11 protein-coding genes are annotated in these 22,247 nt (G+C 65.3%); 7 read left to right on the top strand and 4 right to left on the bottom strand.

All coding sequences use genetic code 11. The annotated features are described in order from the left end of the window. Position 1: 1 nt before the first annotated feature. Together cobO and ACVWYI_RS15610 are read left to right on the top strand one after the other, a co-directional pair. The gene (cobO, locus tag ACVWYI_RS15615; protein ID WP_354105825.1) at positions 2-637 is read left to right on the top strand and encodes a cob(I)yrinic acid a,c-diamide adenosyltransferase; all 636 of its coding nucleotides are present in this window, start codon (positions 2-4) and stop codon (positions 635-637) included. Positions 638-647: 10 nt separating this feature from the next. After that, positions 648-2,096 carry a cobyric acid synthase gene (locus tag ACVWYI_RS15610; RefSeq protein WP_456662525.1) on the top strand — a complete coding sequence of 483 codons (1,449 nt, stop codon included), beginning with the start codon at positions 648-650 and terminating at the stop codon, positions 2,094-2,096. On the opposite strand, the gene cobD is transcribed toward ACVWYI_RS15610, so the two are convergent. Then, positions 2,085-3,050, bottom strand: a complete 966-nt coding sequence (gene cobD, locus ACVWYI_RS15605) for a threonine-phosphate decarboxylase CobD (protein ID WP_456662524.1) — start codon at positions 3,048-3,050, stop codon at positions 2,085-2,087. The two genes, ACVWYI_RS15610 and cobD, sit on opposite strands and share 12 nt — an antisense overlap. 11 nt (positions 3,051-3,061) lie before the next feature. Continuing rightward, complete coding sequence (gene cbiB, locus ACVWYI_RS15600; RefSeq protein WP_456662523.1) at positions 3,062-4,003, bottom strand: adenosylcobinamide-phosphate synthase CbiB; 942 nt, start codon at positions 4,001-4,003, stop codon at positions 3,062-3,064. Positions 4,004-4,124: 121 nt separating this feature from the next. Here cbiB and cobU point away from each other — a divergent pair, with 121 nt between their 5' ends. The 3 genes from cobU to bluB are packed head-to-tail and all read left to right on the top strand — an operon-like array spanning position 4,125 to position 6,044. Beyond that, complete coding sequence (gene cobU / locus ACVWYI_RS15595; RefSeq protein ID WP_456662522.1) at positions 4,125-4,628, top strand: bifunctional adenosylcobinamide kinase/adenosylcobinamide-phosphate guanylyltransferase; 504 nt, start codon at positions 4,125-4,127, stop codon at positions 4,626-4,628. Further along, complete coding sequence (cobS, locus tag ACVWYI_RS15590) at positions 4,625-5,407, top strand: adenosylcobinamide-GDP ribazoletransferase (RefSeq protein ID WP_456662521.1); 783 nt, start codon at positions 4,625-4,627, stop codon at positions 5,405-5,407. The genes cobU and cobS overlap by 4 nt, the downstream gene beginning before the upstream one ends. 4 nt (positions 5,408-5,411) lie before the next feature. Then, positions 5,412-6,044, top strand: coding sequence for a 5,6-dimethylbenzimidazole synthase (gene bluB / locus ACVWYI_RS15585; RefSeq protein ID WP_456662520.1), 633 nt, complete (start codon positions 5,412-5,414; stop codon positions 6,042-6,044). Between the two features lie 16 nt (positions 6,045-6,060). Here bluB and ACVWYI_RS15580 read toward each other — a convergent pair whose 3' ends face one another. Together ACVWYI_RS15580 and ACVWYI_RS15575 are read right to left on the bottom strand one after the other, a co-directional pair. After that, a complete protein-coding gene (locus ACVWYI_RS15580; protein ID WP_456662519.1) occupies positions 6,061-7,755 on the bottom strand; it encodes a ShlB/FhaC/HecB family hemolysin secretion/activation protein in 1,695 nt (564 codons plus the stop codon). A gap of 11 nt (positions 7,756-7,766) precedes the next feature. Beyond that, complete coding sequence (locus ACVWYI_RS15575) at positions 7,767-21,872, bottom strand: beta strand repeat-containing protein (RefSeq protein ID WP_456662518.1); 14,106 nt, start codon at positions 21,870-21,872, stop codon at positions 7,767-7,769. On the opposite strand from ACVWYI_RS15575, the gene ACVWYI_RS15570 reads away from it, so the two are divergent. Further along, on the top strand, positions 21,871-22,041 hold the full coding sequence (locus ACVWYI_RS15570; RefSeq protein WP_456662517.1) for a hypothetical protein: 171 nt from the start codon (positions 21,871-21,873) through the stop codon (positions 22,039-22,041). The genes ACVWYI_RS15575 and ACVWYI_RS15570 overlap by 2 nt on opposite strands. After that, positions 22,013-22,186: a hypothetical protein gene (locus ACVWYI_RS15565; RefSeq protein ID WP_456662516.1), complete on the top strand. Its 174-nt coding sequence runs from the start codon at positions 22,013-22,015 to the stop codon at positions 22,184-22,186. The genes ACVWYI_RS15570 and ACVWYI_RS15565 overlap by 29 nt, the downstream gene beginning before the upstream one ends. Positions 22,187-22,247: the final 61 nt, after the last annotated feature.

Here is a 22,247-nt window from a genome sequence, read left to right as displayed (position 1 = left end):
GATGACGCCTGAACCGGATACCCAAACGGTCGACGAGACCGACGCACGCCACGCCTCGAAAATGGCGAAGAAGAAGGTCGCACGCGACAAGATCATGGCGACCAAGAGCGGTGAAAAGGGCCTCATCATCGTCCACACCGGCGCCGGCAAGGGCAAGTCCTCCTCCGCCTTCGGCATGATCGTCCGTTGCGTCGCCCACGGCTTCCCCTGCGCGGTCGTGCAGTTCATCAAGGGTGCCTGGGATACCGGCGAACGCCGCATGCTCACCGGCCATTTCGGCGACCTCTGCCAGTTCCACGCCATGGGCGAAGGCTTCACCTGGGAGACGCAGGACCGCGCCCGCGACATCGCCGCCGCGCGCGCCGGCTGGGAGAAGGCCAAGGAGCTGATTCTCGACCACAACCTGCGCATGGTCGTGCTCGACGAGATCAACATCGCGCTGCGCTACGACTATCTCGACATCGCCGAGGTCGTCGATTTTCTGGCGACGCAGAAGCCGCCGATGACGCATGTCGTGCTCACGGGACGCAACGCCAAGGACGAGCTGATCGAGATCGCCGATCTCGTCACCGAGATGACGCTGGTCAAGCATCCCTTCCGCTCCGGCATCAAGGCGCAAGCCGGCGTCGAGTTCTGAGCACGACGCGATGGCGCGCGCATTGATGATCCAGGGGGCCGGCTCGGACGTGGGCAAGTCGCTCATCGTCGCCGGCCTCGCGCGCGCCTTCACGCGACGCGGCCTGCGCGTGCTCCCGTTCAAGCCGCAGAACATGTCGAACAATGCGGCCGTGACCGTCGACGGCGGCGAGATCGGCCGCGCCCAGGCGCTCCAGGCGCTCGCCGCCGGCGTCGAGCCGCACACCGACATGAACCCGGTGTTGCTGAAGCCCGAGACCGATGTCGGCGTGCAGGTGATCGTGCAGGGGAAACGCATCGCGACCGCGCGCGCGCGTGAATATGCGGCGATGAAGCCGTCATTGATGGGCGCCGTGCTGGAGAGCTTTGGGCGGCTGAAGGTGCGCGCCGATCTCGTGCTGGTCGAAGGCGCCGGCAGTCCGGCCGAGGTGAACTTACGCGAGGCCGACATCGCCAATATGGGCTTTGCGCGCAAGGCCGATGTGCCGGTGGTACTGGTCGGCGACATCGACCGCGGCGGGGTCATCGCGCAACTCGTCGGCATCAAGACGGTGATCGACCCGGACGATGCCGCGATGATCCAGGGTTTTGTCATCAACAAGTTCCGCGGCGATCCCACGCTGTTCGACGACGGCTACAAGCTGATCGAGCAGAAAACATCATGGCGCGGCTTCGGCGTGCTGCCCTGGTTCACGCGCGCCGGCGAGCTGCCGGCCGAGGATGCGCTGGGCCTGAGCGATGCGCGCAAGCCGGGGCAATGCAAGATCGCATGTCTCGCGCTGTCGCGGATCGCCAATTTCGACGATCTCGATCCGCTAAAACTCGAGCCTGGCGTCGATCTCGTGATGGTGCGGCCGGGCGAAGCCATTCCCGGCGACGTCAGGCTCGTCATCATTCCCGGCTCGAAGTCCACCCGTGGCGACCTCGCCTTCCTGCGCGCGCAGGGCTGGGACATTGATCTCCTGGCGCATTACCGCAGAGGCGGCCATGTGCTCGGCCTCTGCGGCGGCTATCAGATGCTCGGACGCAGCGTCACTGATCCCGATGGGATCGAGGGCTCCGCGGGCGACACACCCGGTCTCGGACTTCTGGACGTAGAAACTGTGATGAGCTCGGAGAAGACGCTGACGCGCATCGCGGCCGTGCATGCCGCGACGGATCAGCCGATCGAAGCCTACGAAATCCATATCGGCCGCACCGACGGGCCCGACCGCGCGCGGCCATTCGCAAAGCTGAATGGTGAACCGGAAGGCGCGATCTCGCGCGACGGACGTGTGCAAGGCAGTTATCTGCACGGCCTTTTCAGGTCGGATGATTTCCGCAAGGCGTTTTTGGCAAAGCTCGACATTCCCGCAGGCGACGAGCCGTATCACGCCAGGGTCGAGAGTGTGCTCGATGCCCTCGCCGATCACATCGAGCAACATCTCGACGTCGACGGCCTGCTCGCGCTAGCCCGCTAGAGCCTCGGCCAGACGCGTCCATTCGGATTCGCTGCCCGGAAGCCCGAGGCGTAGCCATGTCGGCTCTCGCGCGAACACGCGTGACCAGATCTGGCGACGCGCCAGCGTCTCTTGCGCGGCGAGCGCGTCGGGTGTCTCGTAGAGACGAAACAGCGGCGTCCCGCCAACGAGCGTCCAGCGTTGCGACTGCATCATGGCGTCGAGGCGAACGCAGTCACGCGCGAGCCGCGCGGACGTGGCTTCCGCCCAGGCATCGTCACGCAGAGCGCGGCAGCCAATCGCGATCGCCGCTCCCGAGACCGGCCACGGCCCCGACATCGCCGCGAGCCTGGCAATATCGGACGAATTGCCGAGCGCGAAGCCAAGTCGCAGGCCGGCAAGGCCATAGAACTTTCCGAAGGAGCGCAGGATCAGCAGCCCCGGCCGATCTGCTTCCGGCGCGAGCGACAGTTGCGGGTCCATATCGGCAAAACTCTCGTCGATGGCGAGACGGCCGACGCTCGGCAGCAGTTCCAGCAAATCCTTTGACGGATGGCACCGGCCGTCGGGATTATTGGGATTGACGACAATGGCGAGGTCCGCGCCGGCCAGTGCGTCGAGCGCGCTGACCTCTTCCACCTTCCAGCCCGCAGCCGAGAGCACCCCGGCATATTCGTTGTACGTCGGCGCGAGGATGCGCGCGCAGCCGGGTGGTGCGAGTTGCGGCAGCAATTGAATTGCGGCCTGTGCGCCGCCAAGCGCAACGACCGCCGCGCTGGTGCGGTAAGCGTGCCGCGCCGCCTGATGCAGCGCCTCGATCTCGAATCGCGACGGTAAGGCATTCCATGCGCGCGAGCTCACCTCGCCCACGGGATAAGGCAGGCGGTTGATCCCCGTCGACAGATCGATCCAGTCCTCGGCGCGACCGCCGAAACGCTGCTGGGCCAGATCGAGATTTCCACCGTGCTCGCGCATGCGCTGTTCTTTCACGCGAAGACCAGGATCGCAAGGATTCCGGCGAGCAGCAGCATGGCGCGGCGGTAAACCATCAGCCCCGCGCCGATGTCGGCGGCGAGCGGATCGCGCGCACCTTCATTCAGCCATGGCTCGTTCGTGGTGCTGCCGTGATAGATGCGCGGACCGCTGAGCCGCACACCAAGCGCGCCGGCCATGGCCGCTTCCGGCCAGCCGGCATTCGGCGAGCGATGACGGCGTGCATCCCGCATCATGCAAGACAACGCCTCGGATCGCTGTGGCGCAAGCAGCACGAACAGAAATCCGGTCAGCCGCGCCGGAATGAAATTGGCGACATCGTCGATGCGCGCCGCCGCCCAGCCGAAGGCTTCGTGCCGTTCGTTGCGATGACCGATCATGGAGTCCAGCGTGTTGATCGCCTTGTAGCCCAAGATGCCGGGCAGACCGAACAGCGCGCCCCAGAACACCGGTGCCACAATGCCGTCGGATGCATTCTCGGCGAGGCTCTCGATCGCCGCGCGCGCGATGCCGGCCTCATCGAGCACCAGGGGATCGCGGCCGACGATGCGCGAGACCGCGTCGCGTGCGGCGGCGATGTCACCGGCCCGCATCGGGTTAGCGACGGCAGCAACGTGGTCGTGCAACGAGCGCAAGGCGACCAGCGGCCAGGCCAGGACGCCAACCAGCACGATCTGGATCCAGCCCAAGGGAAGCAAGGACTGAAGCGCCCAACCGAGCGCGACGGCGAGCGCGATCACGACGAGTGCGCCGGCAATGCCCGCGGCCCGGCGAAGCGCCGGCGGATCGGACGCGCGATTCCAGGCGCTGTCGATGGCAGAGATCAGCCGGCCCAGCCAAGTGACGGGATGGCCGATCCGCGCGAACAACCACGACGGCCAGCCCAACAGGGCATCCACCGCCATCGCCACGACCATCGCACCGGCAAAACCCACGCACGCCTCCTGTCCCGCCCCTGTTGCGCAAACCCCGGCCGGAGCGCAAGCCCCCGGCTGGCGGATTTCGGCTTTGTCTTTGCCCAAGTTTGGTGATTAGTGCTGGCCGACAGGAGACTTTATGGCCGTCATTTTGATCACCGGCGGAGCACGGTCGGGCAAGAGCAAGCGTGCGGAAATGCGCACGCGCTCCTTTCCCGGGCAGCCGGTCTATGTCGCAACGGCCGAGGCTCTCGATGCGGAAATGGAGGCGCGCATCGCCAAGCATCGCGCGCGCCGCGGAACCGACTGGATGGAACGCGAAGTACCGCTCGATCTCGTGCCCGCGCTCGTCGCAACCGACGGCGGCGGCGCAAGGCTGGTCGACTGCCTGACGCTGTGGCTCTCCAACCTCATGCATGCGCAGCGCGACTGGGAGCGCGAGGTGAGCGAGCTCGCGACCGCCTTGCCCCGCCTCAAGAGCCCCGTCGTCTTCGTCACCAATGAAGTCGGCCTTGGTATCGTGCCCGACAACGCGTTGGCGCGCAGCTTTCGCGATGCCGCAGGGATCATGAACCAGACCATCGCGGCGTTGGCCGACGAGGTCGAGTTCGTCGTCGCCGGCCTGCCGATGAATCTGAAATGACGCCGCGCGCCGAGCTTCTGCGGGACATCATCGCCGATCTCAGGATCGCCGTGTCCTTTGTCACGATCCTGCCGGTGGCATCGTCGAAGCCAGCCGGCGACGGGGCCATCGCGCGCGCGACCTGGGCGCTTCCCGTTGCGGGGCTGGCGGTCGGGCTTACCGGCGGTTTGGTTTATGCAATCGCCAGCCGGTTCGGACTGACACCGAACCTTGCCGCCCTGCTCGCGCTGGCCACGACCGCGCTCGTCACTGGCGCGCTGCATGAGGACGGCTTCGCCGATACTGCCGACGGGCTCGGCGGCGGCCGCACCCGCGAGCGCAAGCTCGAGATCATGCGCGACAGCCGGATCGGGACCTATGGCGTCTGCGCGCTGATCCTGTCGTTCGGCCTGCGCTGGAGCGCGCTCGCGGCGATCGTCAATCCGTGGGCAGTCATGCTCGCACTGTGCGCTGCGCACATCGCTGCCCGCGCGGGCGTGCCCGCCTTCATGTCGCTGGTCACCCCCGCACGAACTGACGGCTTGTCGGCAAGTGCGGGATCTCCGCCGGGCCGCAGCATTGCCATCGCCATCGCTGTTGGAACGTTCGCGCTCGCCCTTACGCTCGGACCGGGCAAGGCGCTCGTCAGCCTGATCCTGCTCTCCCTCGCCGGCCTGATGCTGGCGCGACTTGCCATCCGCCAGATCGGCGGGCAAACCGGCGACATCCTCGGCGCGTTCGAACAGAGCGGCGAAATCCTCATTCTACTGGTGGCGGCATCCTTCCGGATGGGAGGCTGATCATATGGTCGAGTTCGACGGCACCTTCCGTCAGCACTTGCGCGAACTATTCGTGTGGCGCCGCGACGTGCGCCGCTTCCGCAACGATCCTTTGCAGGACGGCGCCATCGATCGCCTGATCGAGACGGCCTGTCTCTCACCCTCGGTCGGCCTCAGCCAGCCCTGGCGCTTCGTCATCGTCGATGACGCCGCACGGCGTCGCGCCGTGATCGACGACTTCAAAGCGTGCAACGCCGATGCGCTGAATGCCTATGCCGGAGAGCGCGCGGCGCGCTATGCCACGCTGAAATTGTCGGGTCTCGAACAGGCCCCCGGCCACCTCGCCGTGTTCGCCGACAAGGCCAGCGACGTCGGTCACGGCCTCGGCCGCGCGACGATGCCGGAGACGACGGAATATTCCGTGGTCGCGGCGATCACCGCGATGTGGCTGGCGGCGCGCGCCGAAGGCATCGGGCTTGGCTGGGTATCGATCCTCCATCCGGATCGCATCCACGCCATTCTCGACGTGCCTGATACCTGGAAGTTCATCGCCTATCTCTGCATCGGCTATCCCGAAATCGAATGCGACCAGCCCGAGCTGGAACAGGCGAAATGGGAGCAGCGCCGCGACGCGGGAGAATTCACGCTGCGGCGTTAAGCGCGTCCCATACGCCCTACGACTTGCTCCTGCCGGCAATTGCCGCCACCGGCGCGGGATTTTCCGGCTTCTGGAACATCAACAACGGCCGGAGAATGACGCGGCCATAGGCTTCGTAGTGGTTCTGGGTCGAGACGGCCATCTTCAGCGGGGTCGCGTAATTGGCCTCGAACGTCAGGAACGACGCGTAGGTCCAGGAAAAGCCGACGCCGACCGAGCCCAGTTCGGTAATGCCGGGAAATGTCGAATATACCGCGCCCCAGTCGGTGAAGATGTAGGTGTCAAATCCCCTGAGCCATGACGACCAATTGTAGTGCAGCTCGGCGTTGAAGTAATAGCCGCTGTCGCCGGACGCCGAGTTGGAGGGATAACCGCGCACGGTGGTGGGGCCACCGATCGAAAAAATCTGGTCGCCCGGCAGCAGCTTTTCCTGCGTGTATTGCCAGCTCGCCAGCACATTGGTGCTGAAATTCGCAGGCCCTGCGGCGCTGGTCGCGAACATCGAGCCGGTATAGGTGTTGAACGCGCGGTTGTTGCCAAGCACATGGTCTTGCCACTCGATGTAGTTCACGGCCGGCGAGACCGTGATCGAATAGGTGTTGCCGGAATTAGTCACCGAGAGGCCCGCCGTGGCCTTATCGTAATGATCCTGGGTCACGGCCACCGTGGCGAAGCGGCTGACCGTCTTGCCCTCGGTCTCCGCGGCGTTGAGCAGCACCAGCCAGTTCTGCGTCACCCAGACCGGTTGGCTGAAATTGACCGCGGCCTGGCTCGAGCGTCCGGTGACGTCGAGCGCGACGAACGGGCCCTGGATGATCTTGATCTTGCCTTCGGTGTAGCTGACACCGACGCGGCCACCCCAGGGATTGACCGGAACGCTGTAGGCGGCGTTGCCGTTGAGATTACCGTCGGAACGGACACCATAGAAGGTCAGGCGGTCGTCGACGCCGAACAGACCGTGGCGCTTGTAGAAGGCCCCACCCTCCCAACGCCCGGTGTTTTCCGCGCCCTGGTTGTCGGTGAAGAGCTGCAGGGTGTCGATCGGCGGCTCGATCACCGCGAACTGGAGATCGGTCAGGCCGAAGCTCGTGCCGGGCTGGAGCAGCGCCTTGATCTGCACGTCGTTGGTTCGGTTGAACCAGATCACATCGCGATTGAGTTTTGGAACGTCGAGGACCTCGCCTTCAGGCTCCTTCACGCGCTGAAGGATGTAGTCGGTGCGGGTCTGCTTGTTGCCCTCGATGGTCGTCTTCTGGAGCCGGCCTTCGGTCAGCTTGACGCGGACGATGCCGCCCTTGGCATCCTGCTCGGGCAGCGTCGCTATGCCCGTGACGATGCCGCGCTCGGTGTAGATGGCATTGATGTCGGCGACGAGCTGCAACAGCGAGGCGATGTCGACGTTCTTGCCGACATACTTCTTCGCGATCTCGTCGAGCTCGGCCGGCGTGATGAACTTCGAGCCGTCGAACTCGACCTTGCGCAGGCGGAATTTGGGGCCGCCCGGCTTCAGGAGCTGGGACTTTTCCCGCTCACCGCCGATCACCGCCGGCCCGTTGAGCTTCGGCGGCGCGCTCTGCTGTTCGAGCTGCCGGCGCTGCCGGTCGACGTCGTTCTGGATCACGCCGGGATTGATCGAGGGCACCTGCGCGCGTGCGGGAGCGATGCAGCAAGCTGCCAGCCCAACCCCAAATGCTGCCCCCAGAATCCGCATTCCAAATCCCGTTACCATGCCTGTGCCAGACGGCCAATCGCCGGCCTCGCCGTCTCGACCGCCGCATCCTTCCAGCCCGTGCGCCCCACGCGCTGCCCCTGGCGGCGCAGCTTGTGCATGTCGTTCAGTCCTTCGATGTTGACGGCCGGGCCGGACCCGACGGTCTCGACCGCCCGCGGCGTCAGCAGCGCGTCGAGCCGCGCCTGGCCTGACAGACCGAGCAGGTAGAACGTCCCCCCGTCCTTCTTCGCGAGCCAGGTCTCGATGCTCTCCTTGCCCTCGCCGTCAACCGGGATGTTGCGCACCATGCTCGCGCCGGTGAAGTCGTTGCAGCAGGTGTGGGTCGAGCCGTAGTTGGTGACGGTCGCCGAGACGTCGCCGGTGTAGAACACCACATAGGCGTTGCTGACATTGGCGTTGCCGACCTGGCTCATCGTGAACACGCCGCCCGGCTGATAAAGCTGGAGCGACGGCCCGTTCGTCGGTGCCGGCGAACGGTTGTCCAGCAGCACCTGCTGGGTGGCGGTGGTGAGCATGAGCTGGCCCGGAACATAGCCGTTCAGGATCGTCACGGAGTGTGCATCGGTCAGGAAGTTCGCGTCCACCACCTTGAACTGGTTGACGATGATGGTGTCAGGATCGATCGAGATGTTGGCGTATTTCGCGGTACCGCCATTGTAGCCGGTGATGTTCATGATCAGCGGAACCGACGGGTTCGAGCGGACCTGCTCGCCCTTGACGTTGATGGTATCGGCGGCGAGGTCGAGCTCCTTGACCACGCTGACCCAGTTGATGGTCAGGTCGCCCGATGAAATCAGCTTGATCACATTGCCGCTGATCCGGTCGAACGAGACCCCTCCGGCCACATCGAAATGCGTATCGCCGTTGGCGGAGATCGATCCGCCGCGGAGCGAACCGGTGTCGGACTTGACGTCGATGCCGCCGGCATCGCCCGGGATTCCCGTCGTGGTCAGCTGGCTGAAGACGATGTCGTCCACGGCATGCAGGGTCTGCGTGCCGCCGCTCGTGGCGGTGCCGAGCGTGATCCCTCCAGCCGTCGCAGTGATGCCGAGCGTGCCGCCGACATTGAGATTGTCCCACCTGACAACGGTGCCCTGCAGAAGTGCGTTGCCGGTCGAAGCCGTGAGGTTATGACCGGTGTTCGCGGCCGCCGCGAGCAGTCTTGCCGAGCCGTTGGCCGAGACCGAACCCAGCGTCGTCACGCCGCCCGAGATCACCGTCTGCGCCAGGATGGAGCCGTTATCGGCCGTGACATTGATGTTGCCGACGTCGCCGCTGTAGCCGGTTGCCGCGAGCGACTTGAACGTCACGTTCTGGGTGGCGTGGACCGTCTGCGACCCGCTGCTGTCGGCGGTGCCGATGACGATGCTGCCGTTGTTCGCCACGGCGCTGAAGGAGCCGCTCGCGCCCGCCGCCGTGCCCGCCAGCACCTGGTCGAGCGTCAGGCCACCGGTGCCGAGGATGTCCACGCTGCCCTTGACCGCGGAGAGCAGGCTCGCCTCGGTGTCGGTCAGAGCCTTCAGGTAGATGCCGCCGGCACTCGTGCTTGCCGCCAGCCGCGCGGCGCTGAAGATGAACCGGCTTGTCGCGTTGCCGATGCCGTTGGATGCGCTCAGCGCGACTTCGGCGCCCGAGCCGGCGGCGACGAACTTGGTCTGACCATCGCCGTTGTCGATGATCGCCCCCAGCGAGGCGACGCCGCCGGCGGTGACGATGATCGAAGGCGCATTCGAGGCCGCCGCATAGGACAGCGACGAATTCAGCTGGCCGATGGTCGCGTCGCCGGTGGTGGTCACGGAGATCACGTCGGCCGCGTTGATGGCGGCGTAAGCTCCCATCGACAGTGTCGCGGCCACCAGTGTCACTCCGTCCGAGCTGCTGGTCGCCGTCACAGGCGCCGTGCTGGTGCCGGCCGTGAAAGTCATGCCGCGGTTGGCAAGCAGTTGCATCAGGCCGCCGCTGGTGATGTCCGCATTGATGGTGAGCACGCCGCGCGGAACGTTCAGCGTCAGTGCTCCGCCAGCCGTCAGCGTTCCATAGGTGCCGCTCGTGCCGACCACGAGATCGCCGGTGACCGCGAGGATGCTGAGATCGCCGACCGCCGAGCCGGTCACGGCGCCGGAGATATTCACCTGCACGGGCTGGAAGGTCGAGCCGTTGAAGCTGATGCTGCCGCCGGCACGCAGATCGAGGTCGGTGCCCAGAATGTGGATCGCGGTACGGTCTGAGAAGCCGGATTCGGCGTAGATGCTGCCGGTCGCCGCGAGCTGAATTGCATTGCCGGCGGCAATGTTGCCGAGGATGAGATCGCCGGTGGTCTGCTTCACATAGATGCCCTGCGCCGACGAGACCTGGTCGAGCTGATCGTTGCTCGGATCGGCGAACGCGATCTGGATCGCGTTTGCATTGGCTGCGGGATTGCTTCCGGCGGCCCCGGGGGCACCGACATTGCCGTGCTCGGCGATCAGGGTCAGGTTGCCGATATCGCCGGAGATCACGGGCGTACCGGTCACGCCGGCGGCGGCGGTGATGCTGGTCACGGCGTCGAGCTTGACGTCGCCACGGCCGGTCACTTCGATGCCGTTGGCCTGCGCGGCCGCGATCGGGCCGTAGTTCGCAGTGACGCCGCCGAGTGTAAGGCTGTTCTTGCTGCCGAGATAGACATTCGTCAGCGACTTGGCCGAGATCGCGATCGGGTTGTCGACAACGACGAGGTTCTGCTGCGACAGGCTGACCGTATAGGTCACGACATGGGTCGTCGGGTCGGTGACCGCGCCTACAGTGAGCTGACCGGGGCCGGCGGTCGCGAGCAATCCCCTCTGCTCCGTCGTCAGCGACGAGGAATCGACGCTCGTGAAAGTGAACGCCTGCGGCGCGGCCGAATTGCCGACCGAACCGCGCGGCGCGTAGAGCATGATCTGGTTGGCGCTGACATTGGCCACGACGTTCTCGTCGATCGGCGGCGGTGCGGCGCCGACGGCCGACGACGAGACGGTGTAGGCGAGCTGGCTCTGCGTCCATTGTGAGCCCGCCGTGATGATGCTGTAGACCGTCTCGGTCGATGCGAGCGTGTAGGTGTAGTTCGCATTATAGGCGTTGAGCGCCGTTTGCAGCGCCGTATTGCTCGGCAGGCGCTGATTGGCTGTCGTTACGCCGTCGAACAGCTTCGTGAACAGGGTCGACGACAACGAGCTGCCGAACACGGTCGCCAGCGGATCTGCCGGTGCGGTGCCGAGCAATGTCGTCAGCGAGGTCTTGAGCTCGTCGGTCGTGATCTTGCCGAGCAGGAACTGATCCCTCAGGAACCGCGTCGTGGCCTCGACCTTCATGTCCGTCGTCGAGACGTTCGCGGGATCGATGCCGAGCTTGGCCGCCACTTGCGCCCGCAGCACCGTCAGCCCCACCGAAGTCGGGTTGTAGGTGCTGCCGTTCGTGAACGCGATGTTCTTGAGCTGGAAGTAGTCGTTGTAGGCCGACGTCACCATCGACTGGTAGCTGTTGACGGCATTGGTGGCGGCGTTGCCGCTGAGCAGGTCGAGGCTGGCCCAGACGTCCTGCAGATGCTGGCTCTGCGCCTGGGTGAGACCAACCGCTGCCCTTCCGTTCAGGATGCTCGCCTGGTTGCCGTCCGAGCCGGCGGCCTCCAGGAACACCGGGCCGCCGCTCGACTGGACCGTGCCGAGGCGCAAATCGCCCTTGGACTGCACGATGTAGGTGCCGGTGGCCGAGGCGCTGTCGAGAACCCCGCCGTCGACGCTGCCGCCGGCCTGCGTCGTGCCCGTCGCCTGGATCACCAGCGGATTGATATTGGTAAGCGTGCTCGCGCCATTGACGACGCTGCTCGTCGCGCCGATCGCGCCGGCGGTGGAGTTGATCTCGACGTTCTTGCCGATCACGACGGGGTTGGCGACGTCGTAGGGCGAGGCCGAGTTGATGTCCCCGGTCGCCGAGATAAGGACACTGCCCTGCGGCGTGCTGCCCGCCGAATTTACCTTCACCTGATTGATCGAAAGCGAGCCGATGGCCGCGATCGCGATGTCGTGGTCGATCGAGCTCGCCGTCAGGCTGCCGCCATAGACCTGCACCTGGACGGGAACACCGTTCGCGCCGATCGTGCCGATGCCGCCATCCGCCGAGAGAATTACGCTCCGGCCCGATATCATCGGGTTGTTCGCGTTCGTGCCGCTGGTGATGGCCGAATTGGCCCCGGCGGCGTTGACGGTCGTCGTGCCCGAGAGGTTGTTGATCGGACCGTTGACGACGATGCCGGAGTTCGAAGTGACCAGAACCGTGCTGTTGCCGCCGCCGCTGAACGAGATGTTGATCGGGTTCGACGCCTTGACCGTATTGGTCAGCGTCAGTGTCAGGTGATCGTAGATCTCCTGGTACCAATTGTACTGACCGTCCGCGCCGCAGCACTTCTCGGGATGGGTGTTGCCGCCGCCGGTGTGATAGGAACCGGTCGCGGTGACGACTTCCTGGAAGTTCGAGGTCTGTGGGCCAGTGCTGCCGCCGCCGCCCTGGGCCTGCTGCACGTCCGAAACCAGGCTGATGGTGCGGGTCCAGTTCTGCCCGGTGGCCGCGTTGGGCGTATAGTGCCAGCCGTAGTCGAACTGCGTCGAGTCCGTCGGACGATCCAGCGTAGCCGTATCGACCCACTGGTAGAACATGTTTGCCTTGGTCGCGTACTGGATGCCTGCCGTGCCACTGAGGCTGGTCAGCATCGTGTCGGTGTACTGGCTCGCATTGACGCCGCTCGTTTGATACGTCGATACCTGCTGGCCGCCCGCAGCGGAAGGATTGTAGACGTACCACGTCGTCTGCTGCTTGAGCTGATCGACGATCTCGACAACGCTCGGTGCGCTGACGCCGGTATTGATGGTGTTGGTGACGAGCTGCAGGCCGGTTGTGTTGTTGACGGTGATCGAGCCGGCGCCACCTTTGACCGCGATAGTGCCCTGGGAGACACCATCCTGGGTCGACGTCGAGATGATTTTTCCGTTCAGATAGACGTAGCCGCCCGAGCCCTGCACCACGCCATTCACTAGGATCTGATCGGTGAGAGCGTTGTACTTGACCCCGATCTTGATGTCGCCTGCGGCCTCCGTCGTCGCGGAGGCCGTGATGTCGTAATAGCTGCCGTTCCGCGCGTTGACCTGGGCCTGGGCAAAGTCCGCGCCCGCATTGCGGCTCTTGAGGTCGTTGATGGCGGTCAACGTGGTGCCGCCGATGTCGACCGAGTAATCGCTGCTCGTGCCGCTCTGGATCGTGCCGTTGATGTTGATGACCCCCGCCGAGATGATGATCGCCTTGCCGAAGATGAAGGGCGCGTTATCCGGCGGGTTGGTCCCCGTGGGCGCGGTCGAGCTCCAGTTCGAGGACGCGTTCGATTGCGCGGTCCTCGGCGTGATCACGTCGGGCTGGATATTGACGACCTGGAAATAGGCAGAGCACCCCGCGCAATTGAATGGCGAGTAGAACGTAGACGTGTGGTTGGTGGTGGTGGTGTTGCCCTGGGAATCTGTCGAGGTCGTGGTGTAGTCGTAGGTCGAGTTGCTGTAGACGCCCTGGCCGGTATAGGTATCCCGCTCCCACGGCGCGGTGGTGATGGTCTGGCGCGTCGGCCCTTCCATCTGCCCGAGCACGGTGGTGCTCCCAACGCTGCCGGCGTTGGGGTTGCCGCTACCCGGCGCCCCCGATCCCATCGGCAGGAAGATCGCCGAATAGAGCGACAGGCCGTCGTAATACAGTTCCAGCATGCGCGCAGTGAAGATCGTGCTGTTGGCGGCCGTTTGCTGAACGCCGTTGTTGCCGTCGACGCAGCAGTAGTAGAAATACGGGTGACCGGCTCCCCCTGCTATATGCGGAGCGGTCGCGTAATCGCCATAGGCGCCGAGATAGGTCGCCGCCGCCATCACCGCCGTCAGCGTGTCGTCGTCAGCCGGCTTGAATTCGACGCCGGCCCATTGCGAGAGAACATCGTGGTTGGAGGTGTAAAAGCTGCCAATGCCGCCGAGGAAGACGAACGAGCCGTTGGGCGCCACCATCTGGACGGTCGCGGCATTGAGTGACTGCGACGCGACGATGCTGCCGAGATTGTTGGTGATCTTGAGCAGGCCGTTCTCGTTGTTGACGGCACCGTCGAAATAGATGTCGGGCGTGCGGGTCAGCTGGTTGCCGTTCTGGTCGACGCCGAGCCCGCTGGAGGGATCCAGGCGGTTGTAGGTGGCCGAGATGTCGATGATCGGCGTCGCGCTCGGCGTGGCGGTGAAGGTCACGTTGGAGTGCGAATCCGGGTCGACATGGTCGATCTGGCGGTAGGTGATGTTTCCTCCGGTTACATTGGTGACCGTGAGGTTGGCCAGGTCCATGAAGTCGAGACCCCTGTTCTCGATCTTGATCATCGGCGAACTGCGCGCGATCACCGCCGGCGCAGTCGGATTCGTGCCGCTGTTTCCAGTCAGCTTCTGCGCCAGGATCGAGACGTTGCCGGCGGACACCAGCATATCGCCGAATGCGAAGGCATTGCCGGTGGAGTCGGAGGTGTACGGCGCCTGCTGGATCAACGCGTTGATCTGGCGCTGGAAGTCGCCGGTCGGATCGGTGCCTGACGGCGACATCGTGGCGGGCGCCGCGGGCGTCGCCGCCGCCAGCTGTGAGCGAATTTGCGTCTCGGTCAGACCGGTCAGCGTGACGAGCTGGTTGACGACGCTCTGGTAGGGATTGAAGCCGCCGACAATGGTGTACTGGACCACCTGGTGGTTCCAGCTCATCATCGGGTTGAAGTGGTCGACGTCGGCGACATATTCGAGGGTAGGTGTCGACGAACCGCCGGACAGCAGTGACGAGTAGGGACTCGTCGTGCTCGCGGTCGGCGTGCTCGCACCTATGTCGATCGTAATGGTGATATCGTTGTTGATGCCCGCCACCACCAGGCCATTGAGCGCGACATCGCCGGTTCCGCTGGTGTGGCTGTGGTTATCGCTGTTCTTGGCGCTGAAGATGTCCAGATACGGATTGTAGTTGCTGCCGTTGCCGGAGGCCGTGACCTGACCCTGGGTCGCTCCCAGGGAAATGTTCTGTACGCCGAGCACGCTCGAGGTGTTGGCGAGCGTCAGGCTTGTGGTGTCATCTGCATTGGCCGTGCCGCGGTAGAGCGTCGAGATCGGAATCGCGGTGTTGTTGTAGACAACCGTCGTCGCGGTTGCCTGCACGCTGCTGAAGATGATGGTATCGCCCGACATGCCGGCAAAAATGTTGATCTGGCCCCAGGCCTCGACCTTGGCGTTGTTGCCGACATTGACGGCCTGGTTGGCGTGCACCCAGGTGTTGGTGCTGGCGCCGACGCCGGCGATCGCGCCGTAGAGGCTGGCATTGGCATTGTTGGCCGCCGCCATCTTCGCCGCCGAACCAATATAGATCTTGCCGACGCTGAAGAGTTCGCGGGCGTTGATGTTGACCGCGAGCGTGGCGTTTGCCGTCATGTTGGATTCGGCGCCGCCGCCCGCGAAGAAGCTGGCCGTGGCCAGGCTGGCAGTGTCGTTGGTGTTCAGCGTGTTGTAGGCCTCGATGTTGATCACCGCCGCCGAGGTCCGCGGATCGCCGTTGAGGCTCAGGACCGTGCCGGAGCCGATGTTGGTGGTGACGGTCTGGGTGACATGGGAGTCGCTGAGTGCGGCAGCGCCCGAGAACGTGCCGCCAGAGCCCGAACGCGCGCCGCCACCGGCCTGGTTGACGATGTCGTTGGAGATGACGACCATGTTGCCGCCGGCCGAATTGATGATCAGGTGGTTTCCGATCTCGGCAGTGGTGGTCGAGTTGACGTCGTTCTGCGCCTTGCCGGCGGAGACACCGGCCGTGGACGCCTGATAGGCGTCACCGCTGGCGGCATAATTCGTGGTGTGCTTGGCGTTGATGCTGAGGCCGCCGAAATAGACCGTGTCATCCGTCGTGCCACCGTCGAACCGCGCATCGGTCACGGCGGTCGAACTCGTGGTTGCGACCGCAGCGGCGCCGGCGTAAGTGCCGCCCGCGCCGACCGTCGCGTTGGAGACGTTGGTATCCTTGCCGGTGGCCGTGATCTGGAGGATGCCGGTGTAGTCAGTGTGATTCAGATGAGCCGTGTCCATATCCACGGGCGCGCCCAGATAGGCGTAAGTGTGCGCGCTCGACGACGTCTGGGCGACGGTCGCACCCAGCGCCAGGAACCCGGTCGAAAGGCCGGTCGCCTGGGCGTATTGGCTGCTGTCATTTTCGGCCGCAATGACCACGTCGCCGTTGGGAAGCGTAATCCCCGTTCCGCCGTACGCGCTGACCGTCGCGTTCTCGGAAGCCATGGCCAAGCTGCCCTGCGCGCCGATCAGCGAGCCGCCGCCACCTGCGAGCGCCCAGGCATAGGTCGTCGTGCCACTGGTCGGGACCAGCGCCATGGCGGTCACGGCGAGCGCACCGCCCGAGAAGACGGCATTGTCGCCGACATCGGCCGTGACCGTGGCTCCGACCGTGGACTTGGCGACGGCGACGCCGACAGCGCCGCCGCCGACCGAGACGCCGATCGCGGTGCTCGACAGATTGGGCGTGATCGACGCCGTCACGAGCGTACCGACGCCGGCCGCGGAGGTCGTGATCGAGGAGCCCGAACCGATCTCCGCAAGCACCGTCGAATTTTCGTGAGCCTCAGCGTCCGCACCGACGCCGGCGACGATACCGCCGCCAAGCGCCGTCGAGGTCGTGGTCAATTGCCCGGCGCCGGACGCGCCAACCGCCAGGGTCGAGGTATTGACGACGGCGTCGTCAAGAACCTTCGCCGCGACCGAGCTCGATCGTCCCGCGGTGGCGATCGAAGCGCCGACCGCCACGGCACCGCCGGTGACGCCGCCCGTGAAGACGACCTGGGTCGACGAGTCCAGCGCCATGACGGCGACGCCGTCGCCGCCCGTGCCGGTGATTTGGCCGCCGAGCTGCGCGGTCACGGTGTTGGCAACGTTGCCGACCGCCACGGCTGCGTCCGCGCCGAAGTAAAGCGCGGCACCGCCGGCGATCGCCTCGGTGTCGATGGTCTTGCCGGCATAAGGTCCGGTGCCGGCGTCCTTGACCACCGCAGCAACAGCTACGGAAGGCGCGGATACGACCGCGCTCAGATTGGCCAGCACGCTGCTGCTGACGCTGGTGTAGCCGATGCCGGCGCCGATACCGACGTTCTTCGCAAAGCCGGCGCCGAGCAGATACATCTTGGCCGCGTTGGCGCTGGTGGCGGCGACATTGACCTGCGTGCCCGTGACGTTGCCGCCCGCGATCTGCGCCGTGACGCCGTCATTGCCGCCGGTCAGCACGCTGCTGACGTCGTAGGTCGAGGTCACGTTGGCATTGTTCGGATTCCCGGCGGTGCCGCTCGCGACCGCGTTGCTGCCATGCGAAGAATTCGTGCCGGCGTTCACCGACGCGATGGTGCCGTTGCCGCCCTGATTGAGCTGGCCGGTCTGCTCGCCCTGCGTATCCGGATCGGCGGTATTGGTGCCGATGATGATGACGCCGACGGTCGCACCGATGCCGACGCTTCCGCCGATGCCGGCGGTGACCGCGTAGGACAGCACTTCCTTGGTGCTGAGCGCCCCGACATTGATCGCGCCGGACGAATTCAAATTGCTGTTGCGGCTTTCCGCAATGGTCTGGCTCTTGAAGACAATGACGTTCGCCGCGGCACCAACGCCGACGCCGCCTCCGCTGGCCCCGATCGCGAGTGCACCCGCGATCTCCTTGATCGCCACGTCCTCGTTCGCGTTGATAGTGACCGCGCCGGCCGCGCCTCCCGTGGGCGATTGCAGCGTGGTGTCGTAGACGCCGGCGATGGTGGTGTTGTTTGCGATCTCGACGTTCGCCATGCCGGCGATCGCCGCCGTCCCTGTCGAAAGCGCGCCGCCGACTGCATAGGCCTCGAAGCGGTTCTTCGTTTTGGCCTCGACGTCGAGCGCGCCGGTCAGATTGACCGCGGTCGTATGCGCCGCGCCGTTGCCCTGGTAGTGGAATTCGTCGCCGACATAGGCCTCGGTCCGGTTCGCCGAGACCTGGACCAGAAACGCCGCGCCGATCGCGGCCTGGCTGCCATAGGCGCCGGAGCCGTTCGCGGAAAAGATGCCGGTGTTGTTGTTGGCGTTCACCGTCAGTGACGCGGCCGTCAGCGCGCCGCCGTCGACATAGGCTTCCGTCGTGGCCTGGAACACGTTCAGCCCGACCGAGCCGGTGTTGAACCCGATCGCGATCGAGGACGCGTCCTGCTCGGCGTTGGCCTTCACGGTGACGGCGCCGACCGTCGGGCTCGGCGACTGGACGCCGCCGACGGTGGCATTGGTGATGTAGGCGCGCGTGTCGCGCGACATCGTCGTGCTGATGATCGTGGCGCCGCCGCCGCCGTTGCCGGTGGGCGGAATGATGCCGGCGCCGAGCGTGCCGGAATAGGAGAAGCTCGACGCGGCCACCTCGATCTGCGGCGCCAATGTCGAGGAGGTCAGGCGCGTGTCGATGGCTGCGCTGTCGATATAGGCCCTGGTCGCCCCGCTCATCACATTGGTGATCGGGTTGATCATGATGGCGATGCCGCTGCTCGCGGCGAGCGACGCAACGTTGGCCACGACCGCCTGGTGCGAGCTTGCCACGACGGCGAGGCCGCGCAAAGCGTCCTGGTTTTCAGAGAGGTCGGGCGTGCTGTCGCTCGGCGCCTGGGCGGTGCCGAGATCGAAGGCATGGACGAGCGTGCCGTTGTTGACCGACAGCGCATCGGTCGCGCTGGTTCCGCGCGCATCGATCTTGGTATTCGCCCCGCTGATATAGGCCGCGGTGGCCCCGGTGATCTTGTTGGTCACCAGCGAACCGGCGGCGCCGCCCGCGCCCTTGCTGATCGACACGGCGCCCGCGAACACCGCCGCCTTGTCGTTGTTGCCGGCGATCACGGCAACGTTGTTGGCGGCGATCACGTCGGCGCCGTTGATACCGTTGGTGCCGGCAGCGGTGATGTTGGCGGTGACGTTGGTCCCCATCAGATTGGTGGCGACCGAACCGGCCAGGCCGACCTGCGAAGACATCGCGATACCAACAGCGATGGTCGAGATACTGGAGTTCGAGTTCGCGCTGACGGCGACGCTGCCGGAGGCGGTCAGCTTGGAGCCGGTGACGCCGGCGCTGACATTGTTGGCAATGCTGCTGTAGACAAGCGCCAGGCCCGCGGCGCTGCCTTGCGTCGAGGCGCCAGCGATAGCGGCGGCTCCGGTGATGCTGGAATTGTCGCTCGCGCTGACGGAGATGTTGGAGGCCGTCACGGTCGATTGCGTCGGGTCGGACTGGTTGTTGCCGATAGCCGCCGTAACGGTATTGGCGATCGAGCTGATCGTCATGCCGCCGACGCCGGCAAACTGGCTGGTCGCCAGGCCGAATCCGATCGTGACCGACTGGATCTTCGTGGTGTCGAGCGCACTCACACTGACACTGCCAAGGGTCGACATCCGGACGTTGGCGATATAGGCCGAATGCGTCGTCGCGATGGTGTCGTACACCATCGAGGCGCCGACATTGTTCTTGCCGGCCTGGATGGTGCCCGCAACGGAGACGATGCTGGCGCCCGGACCGTTACCCGTGCCACCGTTGAGCGCCGCCGCGCTGAAATCGATGCAGTTCTGCGTGCCATTGCCGGCGGCAGCCGTGCACGTGTCCGATGCGAGATGATTGTTGTTCGACTTCTTGACGAGATTTCCGAGCGCCGTATCGAGGTCCGACACAGCGCCGCTGTCCGCCAGCACCGTCACGCGCCCGACGTTGATGTTCACCGTCGAGCTGCTGCTGATATAGGCCGTCGTCGTGGGCGTAATCTCGTCGACGACGATCGCACCGGCAAGCCCGTTGCCCCCTGCCCCGCCCGTGGCCGCACCGGCGGCAATGACGCTGGCGCTGTCGGCCAGCACCAGCAGACTGTCATAATTCGTGATCGACGTGCTGCGGATATGCGCGTCGGTGGCATTGCCGCCCGCGGGATCGGCAATCGACGCGTAAGTCAGCCCGATGCCGACACCGGCCTTGCCGCCGGACACGTAGAGCGAGCCGCCGCCGATTGCGATGTTCGTGGTCTGGTAGGCATCGACCTCGATCGCGCGATTGGTCCCCGTCGCGTAGCCCGTGATGGTCGAGCTCTCGATATAGGCGTTGGCGCTGTCCGTCATGATGCCGACCGACCCCGACAGGGCGGCCGCATTGGCTGACGTTCCGCCCGCCACGCCGATGGCGACGACGGTTTCCGACCCGCCATTGAGCGCCTGCACCGTCACAGACATCTGGTTCTGCATCGTGGTGCCGTAGATATATGCGAGCGTGGCATTGTTGGACATCGCAGCCGCGATGGCGGCGCCGATCGCGGCTCCCTGAGACGACGACCCGGACATGTTGGCCGCGGCGGAGCCGGAGCCGTTGCTGAGGATCGTGTCGTTGAGCGCCTGCACGATCGTATTCGTGTTCACCGCGGTCGCCGCGGTGAATTTGTTGACCGACGTGTTCCTTATATAGGCACTGGTTCCGAGCGAGACGTCGCTCACGGACGAACTGCCCGCAAGGTCCATGGTGAAGCCGCTCGTGCTCGATCCCGAGCCCGAGCTGATCTTGTTCGCAGCCAGCGCAATCCCCGCCGGCCCGCCGGTCGCGGCGGCACCGGCGGCACCCGCCTTGTCGGCGAAGCTGGACAATGACGGCTCGGAAATCGAAGCCGCGACGGCCGCTGCCGTGATCCGGCCTGAGGTGGTGGCGCTGATGGTGAGGTTGTCGGCGTTGACCGAGCCGCTTCCGCCGCTGTTGCCGGCAAACGGATCGTCCGTGCTGAACGGCCCGGGCCGGATGTCGGAATGGTTGTCGCCGATATAGGCGGACGTATCCATATTCGCGCCCAGATAGGCAACGGACAATCCAACCGCCGAACCGCCGCCGACATTGACCGCGCCGGCGATCGTCACGATCGACAGATCCTGCTGCGCCAGGATGTTGAGGGTCGGAGAAAAGACGCTGGCCTGGCTTGAGATCGAGGCGTGCGTCGTGTTGTTGAGGAAGCCGAGCGAGGTGATGCCGTTCAGCGCCAGCGCGCCGGCGGCCTTTCCGGACGACGGCGCGACGGCGATGAACTGATCCGAGGTGATCGCGTTGACGGCGATGTCGTCCGCCGCCCGCAGCGACGCACCGTCCGAAACGCCGGCGATCGTGCTGGTGTTGAACTGGACGAAATTGAGCGAGCCGCCCACCGAGGAGCCGCCGGACGTGTTGCCGGGCAGGAAGCCGAGTGTACCGACATTGCCGGCGGCGTCGATCGACGCCGTCGTCGTCGTCGCCGCGATCTGGATGCTGGCGTCGTAGGTGTGGACGTCGCCGTTGTTCACCGTCGCGGACCAGCTGCTGCCGCAAGCCGCCGTGCATGTCGCGGTCAGGCTGGCGCTGCTGGCCACCCACGCCGTGGTGTCGTTGTTCACGACGAAATGGTTCATCGAGCCGGCGACGGCGGCGGTATCGCCCGCGTCGGCCGTGGCGTTGGCATAGCTGGTCAGGATGTTGCCGCCGACGCCGAGATTGCCGTTGAGGTGACTGAGAACCTCGGTCAATCCGTCCCACTTCAGCCAGGTATTGGTGATCGGCATCCAGGTGCTGGCGTCGACGGCGATGTTGGCCGCATTGATCACGGCGCCGCCGCCGATATAGGCCTTCGAATTGTGGTTGAAATTGCCCCATGCGACCGCGGCGCTGATCGCGACTCCCTCGCCGCTCGTGGGGTCCGAGGCGATCGCAGAAGCCGTGGCGTTGCTGCGCACGCCGCGGTCGATGAGAGTGCTGACGACAGCGACATTGCCGCTGACATAGAGGCTTGGCGCGCCGCCGCTCGGATTCTGCCCGATCGACGCGGTGGCGTTTTCGGTGCTGTTGGCCAGCGACAGCGCGGCGGCGGCCTTCAGATCGAAATTCACCGGCATCAGCGGGATCATATGCTGAGCGATGATCGAGCCCGGGCTGGCCGTGGAGACCATGAAATCCTGGATCGCGCCGATCACGGCCGGCGTACCGACGATGGTCGAGGCCATGGTCGAGTTGCTCGTGGTGTTCGACGTCGCCTCGACCATCACGGAGCCGTTCATCCGGGACGACGCGCTGGTGCCCAGTGACGAGCCGAGCTTTGCGGTGGCAGACGTGGTGACGTCGCTGATGGCGAGCGCCGCCGCCGATGCCGCCGCTCGCGTTCGGCGTGCTTAGCGCGACCGCCGTGGCACTGGTCGAGAACGAGTTGTTGTTGATCGCACGTACCGTCAGCGAGTTGCCTGATGCAATCACGTTGCCGACGGAAAGGTTCGCACCGGTCGCGACATTGGCCGAGGTCGAGACCGAGCCGGTGGAATAGGCAACGGTCGCGACGAATTGCGCGCTGGACGTCGCCGCGACCGCAGTCACGTTCAGCGTGG

Source organism: Bradyrhizobium sp. LB13.1 (assembly GCF_054056815.1).
Note: the sequence above shows the minus strand (reverse complement) of the source record. Positions and strands in the feature narration are given on the sequence as shown.